Origin of the sequence: Streptomyces sp. NBC_01410 (assembly GCF_045040195.1) — a bacterium.
Taxonomy (GTDB): domain Bacteria; phylum Actinomycetota; class Actinomycetes; order Streptomycetales; family Streptomycetaceae; genus Streptomyces.
This window is the reverse complement of record NZ_CP109530.1, coordinates 3834695-3850506: the sequence shown is the minus strand read 5'-3', so window position 1 is coordinate 3850506 and position 15812 is coordinate 3834695. Positions and strand designations below refer to the sequence as shown.

At 69.4% G+C, this 15812-nt stretch carries 11 protein-coding genes; 5 read left to right on the top strand and 6 right to left on the bottom strand.

Translation table 11 applies throughout. The annotated features are described in order from the left end of the window. Window positions 1-2 precede the first annotated feature (2 nt). The 3 genes from OG741_RS17505 to OG741_RS17495 all read left to right on the top strand — a co-directional run bounded on the left by OG741_RS17505 (window position 3) and on the right by OG741_RS17495 (window position 5691). Entirely contained in the window at window positions 3-3143 is a 3141-nt protein-coding gene (locus OG741_RS17505; protein WP_405598904.1) for a tetratricopeptide repeat protein, read from the top strand. Window positions 3144-3276: 133 nt separating this feature from the next. Then, window positions 3277-4392 carry an ADP-ribosylglycohydrolase family protein gene (locus OG741_RS17500; RefSeq protein ID WP_405598902.1) on the top strand — a complete coding sequence of 372 codons (1116 nt, stop codon included), beginning with the start codon at window positions 3277-3279 and terminating at the stop codon, window positions 4390-4392. 159 nt (window positions 4393-4551) lie between these two features. After that, window positions 4552-5691, top strand: coding sequence for an IS4 family transposase (locus OG741_RS17495; protein ID WP_405598900.1), 1140 nt, complete (start codon window positions 4552-4554; stop codon window positions 5689-5691). 224 nt (window positions 5692-5915) lie between these two features. On the opposite strand, the gene OG741_RS17490 is transcribed toward OG741_RS17495, so the two are convergent. The 3 genes from OG741_RS17490 to OG741_RS17480 all read right to left on the bottom strand — a co-directional run bounded on the left by OG741_RS17490 (window position 5916) and on the right by OG741_RS17480 (window position 9736). Next, window positions 5916-6869, bottom strand: coding sequence for an IS481 family transposase (locus OG741_RS17490; RefSeq protein WP_405598898.1), 954 nt, complete (start codon window positions 6867-6869; stop codon window positions 5916-5918). A gap of 335 nt (window positions 6870-7204) precedes the next feature. Beyond that, a complete protein-coding gene (locus tag OG741_RS17485; protein WP_405598896.1) occupies window positions 7205-8797 on the bottom strand; it encodes a sodium:solute symporter family protein in 1593 nt (530 codons plus the stop codon). Between the two features lie 156 nt (window positions 8798-8953). After that, a complete protein-coding gene (locus OG741_RS17480; protein WP_405598895.1) occupies window positions 8954-9736 on the bottom strand; it encodes an SDR family oxidoreductase in 783 nt (260 codons plus the stop codon). A gap of 81 nt (window positions 9737-9817) precedes the next feature. On the opposite strand from OG741_RS17480, the gene OG741_RS17475 reads away from it, so the two are divergent. After that, window positions 9818-10657 carry a hypothetical protein gene (locus OG741_RS17475; RefSeq protein ID WP_405598892.1) on the top strand — a complete coding sequence of 280 codons (840 nt, stop codon included), beginning with the start codon at window positions 9818-9820 and terminating at the stop codon, window positions 10655-10657. A 115-nt stretch (window positions 10658-10772) separates the two neighbouring features. On the opposite strand, the gene OG741_RS17470 is transcribed toward OG741_RS17475, so the two are convergent. The 3 genes from OG741_RS17470 to OG741_RS17460 all read right to left on the bottom strand — a co-directional run bounded on the left by OG741_RS17470 (window position 10773) and on the right by OG741_RS17460 (window position 12996). Beyond that, entirely contained in the window at window positions 10773-10982 is a 210-nt protein-coding gene (locus OG741_RS17470) for a DUF397 domain-containing protein (protein ID WP_266489668.1), read from the bottom strand. A gap of 194 nt (window positions 10983-11176) precedes the next feature. After that, window positions 11177-12034, bottom strand: coding sequence for a helix-turn-helix domain-containing protein (locus tag OG741_RS17465; protein WP_405598890.1), 858 nt, complete (start codon window positions 12032-12034; stop codon window positions 11177-11179). Between the two features lie 230 nt (window positions 12035-12264). After that, window positions 12265-12996: a GPP34 family phosphoprotein gene (locus tag OG741_RS17460; RefSeq protein WP_328676674.1), complete on the bottom strand. Its 732-nt coding sequence runs from the start codon at window positions 12994-12996 to the stop codon at window positions 12265-12267. A gap of 240 nt (window positions 12997-13236) precedes the next feature. On the opposite strand from OG741_RS17460, the gene OG741_RS17455 reads away from it, so the two are divergent. Further along, window positions 13237-15675 carry a serine hydrolase gene (locus OG741_RS17455; RefSeq protein ID WP_405598886.1) on the top strand — a complete coding sequence of 813 codons (2439 nt, stop codon included), beginning with the start codon at window positions 13237-13239 and terminating at the stop codon, window positions 15673-15675. Window positions 15676-15812: the final 137 nt, after the last annotated feature.

Genomic DNA, 15812 nt, shown 5'->3' with positions numbered 1-15812 from the left:
GCATGAGTGCTGGAGGAGCCGCGCGTCTGTCCATCCAGGAGCTGCTGGACATCGCCAGGCGCGCGAGCTTCGTGGGACGCCGTGATGAACTGGACGCGTTCCGAGCGAACTTCGACGTACCCGTGAGCGATCCCCGGCACCGCTTCATCTTCCACATCCACGGCAACGCGGGCGTCGGCAAGACCTCCCTCGTACGCGAACTCACCCAGGCCGCGCGCGGACGCGACGCCCTCACCGCCGTCCTTGACGAGTCCGTGAACAGCGTGCCGGAGGCGATGGAAGGGCTCTGCACCCAGTTCGCCCAGCAGGGGCATCCGCTCAAGGCCCTGGACAAGCTGCTGGCGACCTACCGCCAGCGCCGGTACGAGGCGGAGTCAGCCGCCGCGGCGGCGACCGCGGAGCCGACAGGCCCCCCGACAGGCCCGACGGCAGGCCCCACCGCAGGGTCGCTCGCCGTCGCCCAGGCCGGACTGTTCGGCCTCGGCATGGTCCCGGGCGTCGGCGCGATCGCCGGAGCCGTCGACCCGGCCCAGGTCGCCCGCGGCGCCACCACCGTGAAGGCCCTCCTCAGCGCCCACTTCGGCAAGCAGGAGGACGTACAGCTCGTCCTCGACCCGATCGGTGCCCTCACCCCGGTGCTGGTCTCCGAGCTGAACCGGGTCGCGGCGCACGTCCCGTGGATCGCGCTGTTCTTCGACACGTACGAACGCACCGGACCCTTCCTCGACTTCTGGCTGCGCGATCTGATCACCAGCAGGCGCCATGGCCTGCTGCCCCCGCAGGTCGTCGTCACCCTCTCCGGGCAGCGGCCGCTGGACCCCACCTGCTGGGCGGATTACGCCGGTTTCGTGACCGACCTCCCGCTCTCACCCTTCACCGAGTCCGAGGCCCGCCAGTTTCTCGCGTCCAAGGGGGTGCAGGACGAGGAAGTGGTACGAGAGGTGCTCAAGCTCTCCGGCCGGCTGCCCGTCCTCGTCTCGACGCTGGCCGAGAACCCGGGAGCGGTCGACGACCCCTGCGCCACCGCGGTGGAACGCTTCCTGAAGTGGGAGCAGGACCCGGTCCGCCGCTCGGCCGCCATCGACGGCGCTCTGCCGCGCCGGCTGAACGAGGATGTGTTCCGGGCGGCCGTCGAGGGGGACGCGGAGGGGCTGTTCGGCTGGCTGTGCGCGCTGCCGTTCGTGAGCAATCGCGGGGGCCGGGCCCAGTACCACGACGTCGTACGGGACCCGATGCTGCGGCTGCGGCGCAACAGCTCACCGGAGCGCTGGCGGGCCGGGCACAACCGACTGGCGGAGGTGTTCGCCGGGTGGCGGGCGGCGGCCGGGGAGGGCCTCGACGAGGAGCACCGGTGGGGGCAGGACGCGTGGCGCGAGCTGCGCGTCGAGGAGACGTACCACCTGCTGTGCGCCCGGCCGCGCACAGGACTGCCCGAGGCACTGCGGGACGGGGTCGACGCGTGCGACGCGGGCATGGGCGCGGCCCGGCACTGGGCGCGGGCCGTCGCGGACGCGGGCGCCGACGGCGACAGCGAGCTGCTACGGACCCTGGGCAAGGGCGCGCTCGCCGCGCTGGAGGACGAACAGCGCAAGTGCACCGGGGTGTTGGAGCTGATCCTCGCCCGTGGCGAACTGGCCCCCGAGGCACGGGTGACGGCCCTCGTCGTCCGCGGCCGTGACCACCGCAATCTGGGCGAGTACGAGGAGGCGCTGCGCGACTACCGGCGGGCGGTCGCCCTGGACGCGGGCTCTCAGCGGGCGCACTACGGGCTGGGGGAGACGTACGGCCGGACGGGGCGGTACGAGGAGTCCCTCGCCGAGTTCGACCTCGCCCTCGAACTCGACCCCGCCGACATCTGGTCCCGCTCCAGCCGCGCCCATACCAAGCACGCCCTGGGGCGCAGCGAGGAGGCGCTCGCCGATCTGGACCAGGTCATCGAGGCCAAGCCCGGCCATGTGTGGTCGCTGGTGCGCCGGTCCCAGATCCGGCGCTCGCTCGAGGATGCCGAGGGCGCCCTGGAGGACATCGGACGGGCCAGGGGACTCGACCCGGACAATCCGTGGGTCGTCGGCGAGCATGGGGAGATCCTTCGGTACGAAGGACGGTACGAGGAGGCGATCGCCGAGTTCGACCGGGCATTCGCGCTGGATCCGGCGTATGCCTGGGCACTCGGCAGCCGTGCCATGGCGAAGCATGCGCTCGGCAGAACCCAGGAGGCGCTTGCGGACCTGGACGAGGCGCTGGAGCTGAAGCCGGACTATTGGTGGACCTTGCTGCGGAGGGTCGAAATCTGGCGCGAACAGGGCGATGAGGTACGGGAGTTCGCAGATCTCGACCGGTTCGTGGAGCTTGCGGAGCCGAAGGCGTGGGCGCTGGTCAGCCGCGGATACGCGCATCAGCGGGCCGAGCGGTACGAAGAGGCGCTCGCCGATTACGACCGGGCGCTCGCCCACGATCCGGAGTACGGCATGGCACTGGAAATCCGCGGCCGGATGTACGAGCGGCTCGGCCGGTTCGAGGAGGCGCTGGCGGACCTGGACCGGGGGTTGGCGCTCGACCCCGGATCGGCCCTGGCGCTGACGACGCGGGCGGGCGTGCGGCGGGCGCTCGGCGATCTCGACGGTGAACTTTCGGACCTCGACGCGGCGGTTGCCTGTGGGTCGGACACGGCGGTGCATCTGACCCTGCGGGGCGAGGCGCATCGCCGCGCCGGGCGGTACGAGGAAGCGATCGCGGACTACGACCGGGCGGACGAGCTCAAGCCCGACGACGGCTGGACCATCGGCAGCCGCGGCCAGGCGCTGCGCGGACTCGGCCGGTTCGAGGAGGCGCTGGCCGATCTGGCGCGAGCCGCGGAACTCCAGCCGGACAAGGCATGGATCGCGGCCGAGCGCGGTGCGGCCCTGCAGGACCTGGGACGTCTGGAGGAGGCGCTGGCCGAACTGGACCGGGCGATCGCGGTCGACCCCGGGTACGGCTGGAGCTACGGACGGCGGGCTTCGGTCCGGCTGGCGGTGGGGCGGGCGGAGGAGGCGCGGGCCGATCTCGACCGGTACCGGGAGCTCGGCGAGGATCTGGGGGAGCTGGATGCTGAGGTGCGGGGTCTCGCCGGGGCGGGGGATGCGGTGGGCTCGGGGGAGTAGGGGTGTGGGGCAGGCCCCCAGACCCCCGTATGCGGCCTTCGGCCGGAGCGGGGTCCGGGGCGGAGCCCCAGTTAATCCCGTTCGATTAAAGTGCTGCGCCAGGCATATGTTCGACGTCCAGGGAGGGCGCGGGGTGAGCGCAGCAGCTACTGCCGTGTGGGGCCGGGCCGAGCAGCAGGACTTCCGCGCCCGGGTGCGCGGTGCCCTGCTCGGTGGCGCCATCGGCGACGCGCTCGGCGCCGGGGTCTCGGCGCTGGCCCTGGAGGAGATACGGGCGGACCACGGCCCCGAGGGCATCGCCGACCTCGTGCCCGCCCACGGCCGCCGCGGGGCCGTCACCGCCGCCACCCAGCTGACGCTGTTCACCGTCGACGGGCTCATACGCGCACAGGTCCGCCGTGACACCGGCGCCTGGCATCCGCCCACCGATGTGCACCGCGCCTATCTGAGATGGGCCGCCACCCAGCGCGACTGGGGTCCCGACGAACGCCGCAAGGACAACGGCTGGCTCGCCCGCGAGGAGTGGCTCTACACCCGCCGCAACGCCCCCAGGGCCTGCCTCGTCGGGCTGGGCGACGAGGCGATGGGCACCCTCGAAGCGCCGAAGAACCCGACCGCGTGCGACGCGGGGGCGCTGGTGCGCTCCGCGCCGTTCGGGCTGCTCGTGGGCTGGGAGCCGCAGTTGGTGTGCCAGCTGGCCGTGGAGTGTGCGGCGCAGACGCACGGCCACCCCACCGCGTATCTCTCGGCGGCAGCGTTCGCCGTCATCGTGCACGGTCTGGCCCGGGGCGAGACCCTCGACGGCTCGGTGCAGCGCGCGCTCGCCCTGCTGGCCGCGCGGCCCGGGCACCAGCCCGTCACGGACGCCCTCCAGCTGGCGCTCGGCACCGTACGCCAGGGCATTCCGGGCCCCGCCAGGATCGCCTCGATCGGCACGGGCGACAACGCCGAGGAAGCCCTCGCCATCGCCGTCTACTGCGCGCTCGTCGGCGAGGACATCCGGCACGGCCTGCGGCTCGCCGTCAACCACGACGGCCCCTCCGAGGTCACCGGCTCCGTCACCGGCGCGCTGCTGGGTGCCCTGCACGGCGAGACGGCCCTGCCGCCCGCCTGGCTCTCCGAGCTGGAGGGGCGCCCCACCGTCATCGAACTCGCCGACGACTTCGCGATGGAGATGACCCAGGGCCCGGCCCTGCACGGCCCCACGGTCGCCTCGCCCGGCTGGCTGGCCCGCTACCCCCGCAGCTGACGCGCGAGGGCCCGGCTCCACCCCTGGGGAGCCGGGCCCTGGTACGCGGGTCTAGGCCCAATGCCGTTGTTTTAGGCCGCGGGCGTAGGCTGCTTGGCGGTGGTCCCGGGGGTGGTTCGAGTGTCTGCGAGTGTGTCTGAGTTATCGGGTCTGGGGCTGTTGACCTGGGTGTATCCGCCGGGGTTGGTGGATCGGGTGGTAGCGGCTTGCGGATGTGCAGAGCAACGTAAACGGCTGCTCCCTGCACGGCTGGTGGTGTACTTCGTGCTGGGGCTGGCGTTGTTCTCTCCGGCTCCGTATCTGGAAGTGATGCGGCACATGGTGGAGGGTCTGCGAGGCCAGGGGCTGCTGGGCGCCTGGCACGTGCCGGCGAAGTCCTCGTTGTTTCGGGCCCGGCAACGGCTGGGCTCTGAGCCCTTGCGGGTGCTGTTCGCCACGACGGCCAAGCCGATGGCCACTGAGGCGACGCCCGGTGCGTTCTGGCGTGGGCTGCGGCTGCTGGCGGTGGACGGGACCTGCTGGGACGTTGCGGACACCGAAGCCAACGAGGCCGCCTTCGGACGTCCGGGCAGCGGCCGTGGGATGGGCCGGAGCGCGTTTCCGCAGGTGCGGATGGCTGCTTTGGTGGAGGTGGGCAGCCATGCGGTGCTGGACGCGGAACTGGCCGGCTGCCGCACTGGGGAAGTGACCTTGGTTGGCCGTCTGCCGCGTTCCTGCGGTCCCGGCCAGCTCGTCCTGGCCGACCGTGAGTTCCTGGGTGTCCCGTTGTGGCAGGCATTCACCGCCACGGGCGCCGATCTGCTGTGGCGGGTGCCTGCCAACCGCGTCCTGCCGGTCATCAAGCAGTTCCGTGACGGGTCATGGCTTTCACAGATCCGGGCAAGCAGCGGCCCCGCGCAGCATGAGCCTGTCGCGGTCCGTGTCCTGGCCTACCAGCTCAAGGACCACGTCAGTGAGGGCGCAGCTGATGGCTACCGCCTGGTCACCACTCTGCTGGACGCCCGACGGTATCCGGCCCGGCAGCTGGCCGCGCTCTACCGCGAACGCTGGGAGGTCGAGTCCGTCTTCGCTGAGATCAAAACCCATCAGCGCGGCGCGCGGGTCGTCCTCAGCAGCAAAACCCCCGATGGTGTCCACCAGCAGATCTGGGCGCACCTGCTGGTCCACCACGCCCTGCGCGAGCTCATGCTGAGAACGGCTGCCACCCGTGGCCTGGATCCCGACCGGGTCTCCTTCACCGAAACCCTGCGCTCTGCCCGCCGCAGCGTGACCGTCACGCCGGGCAGCTTTTCCCCCTGACCTCCTGGTCAGAGCACTGGTGATGCTCGAGCAGGACCTTCTGGAACGGCTCCTGCCCATCAGACGCCTGCGCAGCCAGCCCCGCGTCGTGAAACGCAAGATGTCCAACTACCGGCTCAAACGAGCTGAACACCATGCCTGGCCCCAGCCCACCCGCACCGGCACCCAGGCCACCCTCATCACAAGACCCCAACCCACAGGCCCGTAACGCAACGGCATTGGGTCTAGGTGTATTGCCCTGTGAGGTTGGGGACGCGGCTGGCGGGTGGTTTGCCTGCGAGCGCGGTGTGTCCGCGGTGGTGATTGTAGGTATGCAGCCATTGCGGGAAGACGTCGCGTCGTTCCTGCTCTGAACGGTAGGGGCGGGCGTAGGCCCATTCGTCGAGCAGGGTGCGGTTGAGGCGTTCGACCTTGCCGTTCGTCTGTGGCCGGTAGGGCCGGGTTCGCTTGTGGGTGATCCCGGCCTCCGCGAGAGTTTCGCGCCAGAGGCGGGACTTGTAGCAGGAGCCGTTGTCCGTCAGGACTCGTTCGACTGCGATCCCGCACGTGGTGAAGAACGCGTGGGCCCGGGTCCAGAAGGCGGTGGCGGTCTCCTTCTTTTCGTCGCCGAGGATCTCGCTGTAGGCGAGGCGGGAGTGGTCGTCGACGGCGGTGTGGATGTAGCTGTAGCCGGCGCCGGAACGCTTCTTGCGGCCGGCCTGGCGGCCCAGGGCCTTGTGACCGCCGCCGTCGGGGATGTTGCCGAGCTTCTTGATGTCCACGTGCACCAGCTCGCCTGGCCGTTCGCGTTCGTAGCGGCGTATGGCCTGGCCGGTTGCGCGATCCAGGTGGGCCAGACGTGCCAGGCCGAAGCGGGTCAGCACGCGGTGCACGGTCGAGGGCACCAATCGCAGCAGATGCGCGATGCGGGCCGGGCCCCACCGGCGCAGGATCCGGACCTTGATGATCCGCCGCTCGGTCCGGGTCGGGGTTCGGCGCGGGCTGGTATGCGGACGGCTTGAACGGTCCGCCATCCCTGCCGCGCCGTAGAGCCGGAAACGGTCCGCCCACCGCTGGGCTGTCGTCGGCGAGACCTGGAAGCGTTCGGCCGCCCGGCGCAGGGTGTAGCCGTCGTCCACAACGCAGCGGGCAAGTCGCAGTCGACCGGTCTCCGTCAGGGGTGCATTACGGTGGGGCACGAGGGCCTTTCTGTTGCCGGTGCAGATGTCGCAATCCACACCAAGCCAGAAGGCCCTCACCCATTTCAAGATCACACAACCGTGAACCCCGTCACGAACCTCCGTGGACAGAACATCTAGGCCGTGTCTGACAAATAGCGCCGTTCGCCCGCAGGGCGGGGTGCGCGGCGTCCGGTGCGTGCAATCGCAAGGCGGTGGGGGCACCCCCGGACGAAGTCTGGGGGAGATCATCCTCGTACTGGACGTACTTGGATGACTCCGACAACGCAGCGAGTGGGCGTGCCGGGCGTCGCGCACCAGGCGAGATTTGTCAGACACGGCCTAAGGCGGGCGCGTCAGCCGTCCGCGCCCTCGCGGCCCAGTACCTTCGCCTCGGCCGGCTCGGCCGGCGCCGGCACGCTCGCCGTGGCGAGCCCGGAACCCTCCGGCCCGTCGTCGTCCGTGTTGATCCGGGCGATGACCGCGTCGCGCTCGGGGGTGTCCTCCGGCTTGACCAAGCCGATCACGATGTAGAGCACGAGCGAGATCGCCAGCGGTACGGAGACCTGGTACTGCAGGGCCACATCGGTCCTGGCAGTGCCGTCGATCTCGTAATTGAGGAAGAAGAAGGCGATCAGGCCCGCCGCCCAGCTGGTGAGCGCCGCGGTCGGTCCGGACTTACGGAACGGACGCAGCAGGCCGAGCATGAACGGGATCGCGATCGGGCCCATCAGTCCGGCCACCCACTTGATCACGACGGTGATGATGTCCTTGAACGTGGGCGAGTTGACCTGGGTCGCGATCGCCATCGACAGGGCCAGGAAGGAGATCGTCGACAGACGCGCGGCGATCAGCCCGGCCCGCTCGGTCCAGCTCCGTGCCTTCTTGGAGATGACGGGCGCGATGTCCCGGGTGAAGACCGCGGCGATCGCGTTGGCGTCGGAGGAGCACATGGCCATGGTGTGCGAGAAGAAGCCCACGATGACCAGGCCCAGCAGACCGTGGGGCAGCAACTGCTCGGTCATCAGCGCGTAGGAGTCGGACGCGTCCGGCTTCTTCGCGTCGACGAGCAGCGGTGCGCACCACATCGGGAAGAACAGCACCAGCGGCCAGACGGCCCACAGGACCGCCGAGAGCCGCGCCGAGCGGGTGGCCTCGCGGGCGTTGGCGGTCGCCATGTAGCGCTGCGCCTGGTTCCACATGCCGCCGTTGTACTCGAAGGTCTTGATGAAGAGGAACGCCAGCAGGAACGTCACGGTGTACGGCCCGGCGGTCGCGTCCGCGTGCCCCTGGAGCTCCGGCTCGTCCCAGATGGTCCACAGGGTGCTGAAGCCGTCCAGCTTGCCCATCACCGCGATGAGCATCGCGAGTCCGGCGAAGAGCTGGATGATGAACTGCCCCAGCTCGGTCAGGGCGTCGGCCCACAGGCCGCCGACCGTGCAGTAGATCCCGGTGATGATGCCGGTGATCAGGATGCCCTGGTTGAGCGAGAGACCGGTGAAGACGGAGAGCAGGGTGGCGATCGCGGCCCACTTGGCTCCCACGTCCACGATCTTCAGCAGGAGGCCCGACCAGGCCAGCGCCTGCTGGGTCTTGAGGTTGTAGCGGTTCTTCAGATACTCCAGCGGCGAGGCGACATGCAGCTTGGAGCGCAGCCGGTTCAGCCGCGGCGCGAAGAGCTTGGCACCGATGAAGATGCCGATGGCGATCGGGAGGGACCAGGTCACGAAGGACGTGACACCGTACTTGTAGGCGATGCCCGCGTAACCGGTGAACATCACCGCGCTGTAGCCGGACATGTGGTGCGAGATGCCCGACAGCCACCACGGCATCTTGCCGCCTGCGGTGAAGAAGTCGCTGACGTTGTCGACGCGCTTGTGCGACCAGAGTCCGATCGCGACCATCACACCGAAGTATCCGGTGAGCACGGTCCAGTCGAGACTGTTCATGTGCCCCCTCCTGGGGTCCGCCTTGTGAACGCCGTTCATGGTGTGTCCATGCGCGCGGCCACGACAACGACCTGAGGGGTCAAGTGCAAGTAAAATTGTTCGAGTTAATGACCCACATTCACATCTATGACTGAAGGGAGGGGTCAAAAAGGGCGGCTACCGCATCAGTTCACCCGCGTTGACGAGCAGCGACTGACCCGTGATCGCCCGGGCCCGGTCGGAGACGAGAAAGGCCGCGGCCTGAGCGACATCGCCGTCCGTGGCCAGCTCCGGCAGTGCCATCCGCTCGGTGAGCCGTGCGAGCACCTCGTCCTCCGGAACCCCCTCGGTGTGCGCGGTGAACTGGACGTACGCCTGCACGGGCGGCCCCCACATCCAGCCGGGCAGTACCGTGTTGACCCGGATCCGGTCGGGGCCGAGCTCGCGCGCCAGCGAGTACATCGCCGAGGTCAGCGCGCCCTTGGATGCCGCGTACGCCGCCTGCCACACCTGTGAGGGCGCCGCCACCGCCGACTGCGTCCCGATGATGACGACCGAGCCGCCGCGCCCCTTCAGCCCCGGCAGACAGGCCCGGGTCATCCGTAGCGTGCCCAGCAGATTCACGTCGATGACCCCCCGCCAGGTCTCGAAGTCGGCGTCCGCGAGCCCGCCGAAATAGCTGTCCCAGGCGGCGACATGAACGACCGCGTCGATCCGCCCGAACCGCTCCAGCGCGAGCGCGGCCAGCGCTTCGCACTGCGCCTCGTCGGTGATGTCCGTGGCGCGGTGGGCGGTGTGTGAGCCCTCGGGGTCCATCTCGCGCGCCGACTTGGCGAGATGGGCCTCGGTGCGGGCGCCGAGGACCGCGTTGCCCCCGTCCCGTACGACGGTCGCGGCGATCTGATGGCCGAGCCCGGCCCCGACACCGGAGACGATCACGGTCTTCCCCTGGAGCAGCATCTGGGCGCCTCCCGGCTCTGGCAGTTCTTCTGACGGAGCGTCAGAGTAGGTGCCTCCACCGGAGGAAGGAAGGGGAGCGTCGTGAGCGAGGACACTCGGTCAGAGGTGTACGCGGAGCTGGCGGGCGTCGGTCCCTACGGGGTGCGCCCCGGCCACGCCCTGATCACCATGGTCGAACCGCATCCGGGCCATGAGTACGCCTACAACCGCTGGTACGAGGACGACCACTACTACGCGGGCGCCTTGGCCATGCCGTGGATGTACGCGGGACGGCGCTGGGTCGCCACGCGGGACCTCCAACTGCTGCGCTACCCGGAGAAGTCGGCCGTCGCCCAGCCCGTCACCGCGGGCTGCTACATCTCCACGTACTGGATCACCGACGGACGCTACGCCGACCACATGAAGTGGACCGTCGGGATCAACAAGCGGCTCAACCGGGACGGCCGCGTCTACCAGGACCGTACGCATGTCTTCACGGCATTCCAGGACCACGAGGCGACCGTCTACCGGGACGGGGCGGCAGGCCCGCGCGACTATCACGCGCTGGACCATCCGTACGCGGGCCTGGTCGTCGAGGTGATCGACGCGGAGGGGCCCGAGCAGCGGGCGGAACTCCTCGAGTGGCTGCGTACCAAGCATCTGCCCAAGCGGCTGGCCGGATCGTGCGCGGCGATGGTGACCGTCTTCCGGCCGACGCCACTGCCGGGCGACCGGATGACCTATGTGAAACAGGTCGAGGGCGTGGACACCCGGCTGACGCTGCTGTGGTTCCTCGAGGAGGACCCGAGGGAGCGCTGGGACTCTGCATTCGCAGGCCTCGACGTGGCGGTCGTCGAATCGGGGCTCGGGCGGGTGGAGCTCGTGGCTCCCTTCATCCCCACGGTCCCCGGCACCGACCGCTACGTCGATCAACTGCGCTGAGCCGGGGCGGGCCGAACTGGACGGCGGGCAGCAAGCAGCCCCCTCGGCCAGGACGGCGGACCAGTCGAGAGGGCTTGACTCGGGCTGTGGCTACGAGTTGGGTGTACGGCTCAAGTCACGCACCGCGCGGCGTGGTTCGGCTGACGTCAAGGACGAACGCCGACCACGTCTCGGCCGTGAAGTCGAGGACTCCCCTGCGGGGCTCCTTCGAATCGCGGACCGCGACTGTGGCAGCACTCTCTGCCTTGACCTCCACACAGTCTCCGTTGACGGCGGAGTACGAGGACTTGGTCCATTCCGTCAGCGCATCGTGCCGAATCAGCATGGGGACTCCGATGGTTGTGCCAGTTGTTGGGCCTTGCGCCCAGCCGCTGAGGGCAGCGGCTCTGCGGGCGACGCTACGCCGCAACATCATTGGAGACATGCGGCGTTCACCCATCTGGATGGCATATTCCATCGAGATCTTCTCAGTTGAGGATGCGCGGGTGTATTGTGCGCGCCCTTAAGCTTGTTGCTTGATCACGAGCTGCAGCTTTCCGCCACTTTGTGAATGAAGTCCCGGGACTGCTCCGCGCTCAATGCCTTGGCTCGCAGGTGCTCGTACATGACCGCGTAGCTCTGGACGTCGTTGGCCTTCTCCAAGTAGAGATCGCTGGTGACTCCCTCCAGGTAGACGACGCTCGCGTCCATCGCCTCCTGGAACTCGAGGATGGCGAACTTGCCGTACATGCCAGGATGCGCCCCGACGTCGTACGGCAATACCTGCAGCGTGACGTGCGGCTGTTCACTCAACTGCGCGAGATGCAGAAGCTGGTCAGCCATGATCTGCCGATTGCCGACGACGCGTCTCAGCAATGCCTCGTCGATCACCGCCCAGAAGCGGAGAGGGTTGACCGGGTCCGTCAGGCGATCCTGGCGCTTGAGGCGGATCTGGATGCGCTTGTCGATCTCGCTGGGCGTGGCTTCGGGCCACATCCCCTCGATCACCGCCTGCGCGTACTCCCGCGTCTGGAGCAGACCGGGAACGATCAGTGATTCGTACACCCGAAGACTCGCCGCGTCGGTCTCCAGGCCGATGTAGACGCTGTACGGGATGTCACCGAAGGCGTGCCACCAGCCCTGCTGGCGGGAGTCCTTGGCCATTTGCATCAGCGAGTCCACGATCCGGTGGTCCTCGACCTCGTACACTCCGCACAGGTCGCGGACATCGCGCTGACTGATGGAACGGCGGCCGTTCTCCAGGCGGCTGATCTTCGACTGGGAGACGAGCAGACGCTCCGCCACCTCCTCGGCCGTCATGCCCTTCAGCTCTCGGAGCCGGCGCAGCTCCTGTCCCAAACGGCGTCGCCTGACGGTGGGGTTGACATTGGACGCCACGGAAACTGCACCTCCGGCTGCGTAGCTGAGCGTATCTACCGCTCAGCAGACTGCCACCAATGGTCGTGGCTGCGCTGCGAAATGGCTACACAGGCGTCATGCGCGAACGCGCGGGGCAGCGATGAGGCTGCCCCGCGCGTTCTGTGCGGCTCCCGGACCGGGTCGGTGGGGACGTCGGTGCGGCGGTTTGGTGCGGCGGTCCTACGGGTGGTGCTTTTGCTGCTGCTGTGTCAGTGCGCGGCGACACGCGCCATGGTTCCGCGGCGCGGTTGCATCGCCGCCACGGCTGCCGGCTGCCTGGTGCCGTTCACCGCGGTGGGATTACGGCGCGGCTGAGCGGCCACACCGTTCTGGACGTCCATCACGGCGTGCGCCACGAGGCCGCCCATCGGGTCGTGCCTGATGAGATCCCGCAGACGGGACCTCGAGGAACGCCCCTCGTTGCCGGGGTACAGGTGCTTGCCGAGTCCGACCGCGTGGGCCAGCGCGGCGAGCGCCGCGGTCCGCGGGTCCGGCGGTACGCCGGTGCGGATCGCACTGTCCAGCCGGGCCCTGATGTCCCGGCTGATCGCCGTGTCCGTCGCCTGGTAGCGAGTCGTCGGCAGCACTCCGCACATCTGGCCCGCCACGGCATGCACCATGCCGCACCGCTCCAGATGCGAGAGGTAAATCTGGCGCAGCCCCAGTCGGGGCCCGCCAATCCAGTGAACTGCCCGTACCGGACTGCCGCGTCTGCGCAGCAGTTCCAGTGCGGAGTCCAAAGTCGGATCTCCTGTCGGCCGTGGCATCACCACGGCGATACGATCCCCGTCTGGGGCTATCCGTCCTGCCAGAGCCAGCTCTACTAGCTGGGCTCCGGCCAGGCCGAGGTCGAGCGACTGCGGCTGCGCTGTGGTACCCGTGGCCGGGTCCAGAGCGAGCAGCAGAAGCTCCTCCGGAAGTGTTCTGCGGCTCCTGCCCATCCATGCCTCCCCGCGTGGATGTACGACAGGGTGACCCCTCTCACATTGGTCTGTCGAGAGCGCCTGGGTGCTTTCTGAGGGAACCGGCAGGTATGTCGTTCTCGTCTAGGCCCGGGAGCGGGGCTCTCACACAGGACACTGGTAGATGGTTCGGACAACACGGGCTGTCGCGTGAGGGTGCCTGTGAGTACGTACGTATGGCTCAAGAGCGCATGACGCAAGACTCATGGAGGAGGCACGGTGGCGGGCGAGTCCCCCGACAGGTCGGAGCAGCGGAAGTCGTCGGGGGAGACGACTCCGGGTGAGCGCGACCCGCGCCTCGCCGTGTTCCGGCAGGCATCTCCGGGGGCGACGGCTCCCCAGGTGGACCAGGCGACGGCGGTCTTCAAGCTGCCGGCGGAACGGGCGGCGTCCGAGCCGGAGGCCGAGCCGGGCACGGAGTCGGGTTCCGTGGAGAACGACGCGAGGCTGCGGGCCGCGGTGGCGGCGTGGGTGGCCGGCGACGGGGACGAGGCGCCGGACGAGGAGGCGGCTCCGGCTGCGGAGGACGCGGAGGACGCGGAGGACGCGCCGGACGCGCCGGACGCGCCGGACGCGGACGCGCAGGCCGCTCCGGTTGCCGACGCCGCCGATGCGGACGCTGATGAGACCCCGGTGGTCCAGGACGCGGACGAAGCTCCCGCCCGGGATGACGCGGACGAGGACAAGGCTCCGGTTGCCGCGGACGCGGACGGGGAGGCCCCTCTGGACGCCGAAGACGCGGACGTCGATGTTCCGGATGCCGAGGAGCGCGAGGAGGCGCCTGAGGGCGACCAGGACGCGTCCGCAGACGCAAAGTCCACGCCTGCCGAGCCCGAGCCCGAGCCCGAGGCGGCCGACGAGGCCGACGCCTCTCCGGACGTACAGCCCGAGGCGGATGCGGACCCCGAGCCCGAGGCCGAGCCCGAGGCCGAGCCCGAGCCCGAGGCCGAGCCCGAGGCCGAGCCCGAGGCCGAGCCCGAGGCCGAGCCCGTGAAGCCCGACACCAAGCCGTCCGGCAAGGACGAGGACGAGGGCAAGGACGAGCCGTCCGAGAAGGACGAGGGCGAAGCCACCCCACCCCCCGCCGGATCCGCGGAAGCAAACGCTCCGGCCAAGCCGCCCGTCGATCAGGCCACCGCCGTCTTCAAGACCCCGCGGCGGCCCGTCGTCGACCAGCCGACGACCGCGCTCAAGGTGTCCCCGGCACCCCGCCCCGAGGCCCCCGCCGAGCGGAGCAGCACCTTCGTGCCGCTGCGGACCGAGGACGTACGGACGCCGCCCGCCCCGAGCAGGCCCGACGCAGCCGCATCGGAGTCCGCGCCCGCCTCGCTCACCGAGGCCGAGCGGACCAAGCAGCAGCCCATGCCCCCGCTGCCGCCGCTCGATCTTCTCGCCGAGCTCACGAACACCCCGCCGCCGCCCCAGACCCCCGTCCGCACCGTCATGCGGCGGATCAAGATCTGGACGCCGCTCGTCGTCCTTCTCCTGATCATCTTTGCGGTCGTACAGGCTTTCCGTCCGCTCCCCGACCCCAAGCTCTCGCTCTCCGCCGAGCCCGCCTTCACCTTCAAGGGCGGAAAGCTGAACATGCCGTGGCCCGGCGAGGGCCAGGGCGCGGTCGAGGTCGAGGGTGTCGGCAGCATCGGCACGTACGGCGCGCAGAAGCCCGCCCCGATCGCGAGCGTCGCGAAGACGATGACGGCGTACGTGATCCTCCAGGAGCACCCGATCTCCGGGAAGCAGGTCGGGGAGAAGATCACCGTCGATCAGCAGGCGGAGGACGAGTCCAAGATCGAGGACGAGTCGACCGCGCAGGTGTCCAAGGGGCAGCAGTTCACCGAGAAGCAGATGCTTCAGCTGCTGATGATCCCGTCCGGGAACAACGCCGCGCGTCTCCTCGCCCGCTGGGACTCGAAGTCCGAGGCCGAGTTCGTCAAGAAGATGAATGACGCCGCCAAGAAGCTCGGCATGACCAACAGCACCTACACGGACCCGAGCGGCCTGAAGGCCACCACCGTGTCCACCCCGCAGGACCAGCTCAAGCTGGCCAGGGCGGTGCTCCAGAACGACATCTTCCGCGACATCGTCAACACGCCCAACATCACCATCCCGGGCATCGAAGGGCGGATCGAGAACAACAACACGATCCTCCTCGAGCCGGGCGTGAGCGGCATCAAGACCGGCTCGTCCACCCCGGCCGGAGGCAACCTCCTGTGGACCGCCAACACGATCGTCGACGGCAAGAACCGCCGGATCGTCGGCGCGGTGATGGGCGCCCAGAACGCGGCGCTGCTGCACGAGAAGCTGACGCTGGCGGTCAAGACGTACAGCCTCCAGCTGATCAAGGCCGCCCAGGAGGGCGTCACATCCGCGACCGTCATCAAGAAGGGTGAGGTCGTCGGTCATATCGAGGACGGCCTCGGGGGCCGGGTGGCCGTTGTCGCCACGAAGGACCTCAAGGCGGTCGGCTGGGCCGGTCTCCAGGTCCAGATCGCGATCGACGACGCCGGCAACAAGATCCCGCACAGCGCGAAGACGGGCACGGTCGTCGGTCAGGTCTCGGTCGGTTCGGGCACGGGCAAGGTGACCGCCCCGGTCGCGCTCCAGCAGGACCTGGCGGAACCTGGATTCGGCGACAAGCTGATCCGGCTCGGCTAGGTCCTGTCCGGTCGATCAGGCCGGATCAGTGAGCGGGGTCTGGTGCCTGCGATCGCAAGGCGGAGGAAGGAGCCGACGCGGAGCGTCGGCGACTGACGACAACGCGAGCGTGCGTGCCAGGGCACGCGAGCCCGGCA

Coding starts and splice junctions, on each gene's coding strand:
- OG741_RS17470 (WP_266489668.1), bottom strand. CDS start 10,982: ATGCTGATTCGGCACGATGCGCTGACGGAATGGACCAAGTCCTCGTAC.
- OG741_RS17480 (WP_405598895.1), bottom strand. CDS start 9,736: ATGCTGCTCCAGGGGAAGACCGTGATCGTCTCCGGTGTCGGGGCCGGG.
- OG741_RS17460 (WP_328676674.1), bottom strand. CDS start 12,996: ATGGGCAGGAGCCGCAGAACACTTCCGGAGGAGCTTCTGCTGCTCGCT.
- OG741_RS17505 (WP_405598904.1), top strand. CDS start 3: ATGAGTGCTGGAGGAGCCGCGCGTCTGTCCATCCAGGAGCTGCTGGAC.
- OG741_RS17485 (WP_405598896.1), bottom strand. CDS start 8,797: ATGAACAGTCTCGACTGGACCGTGCTCACCGGATACTTCGGTGTGATG.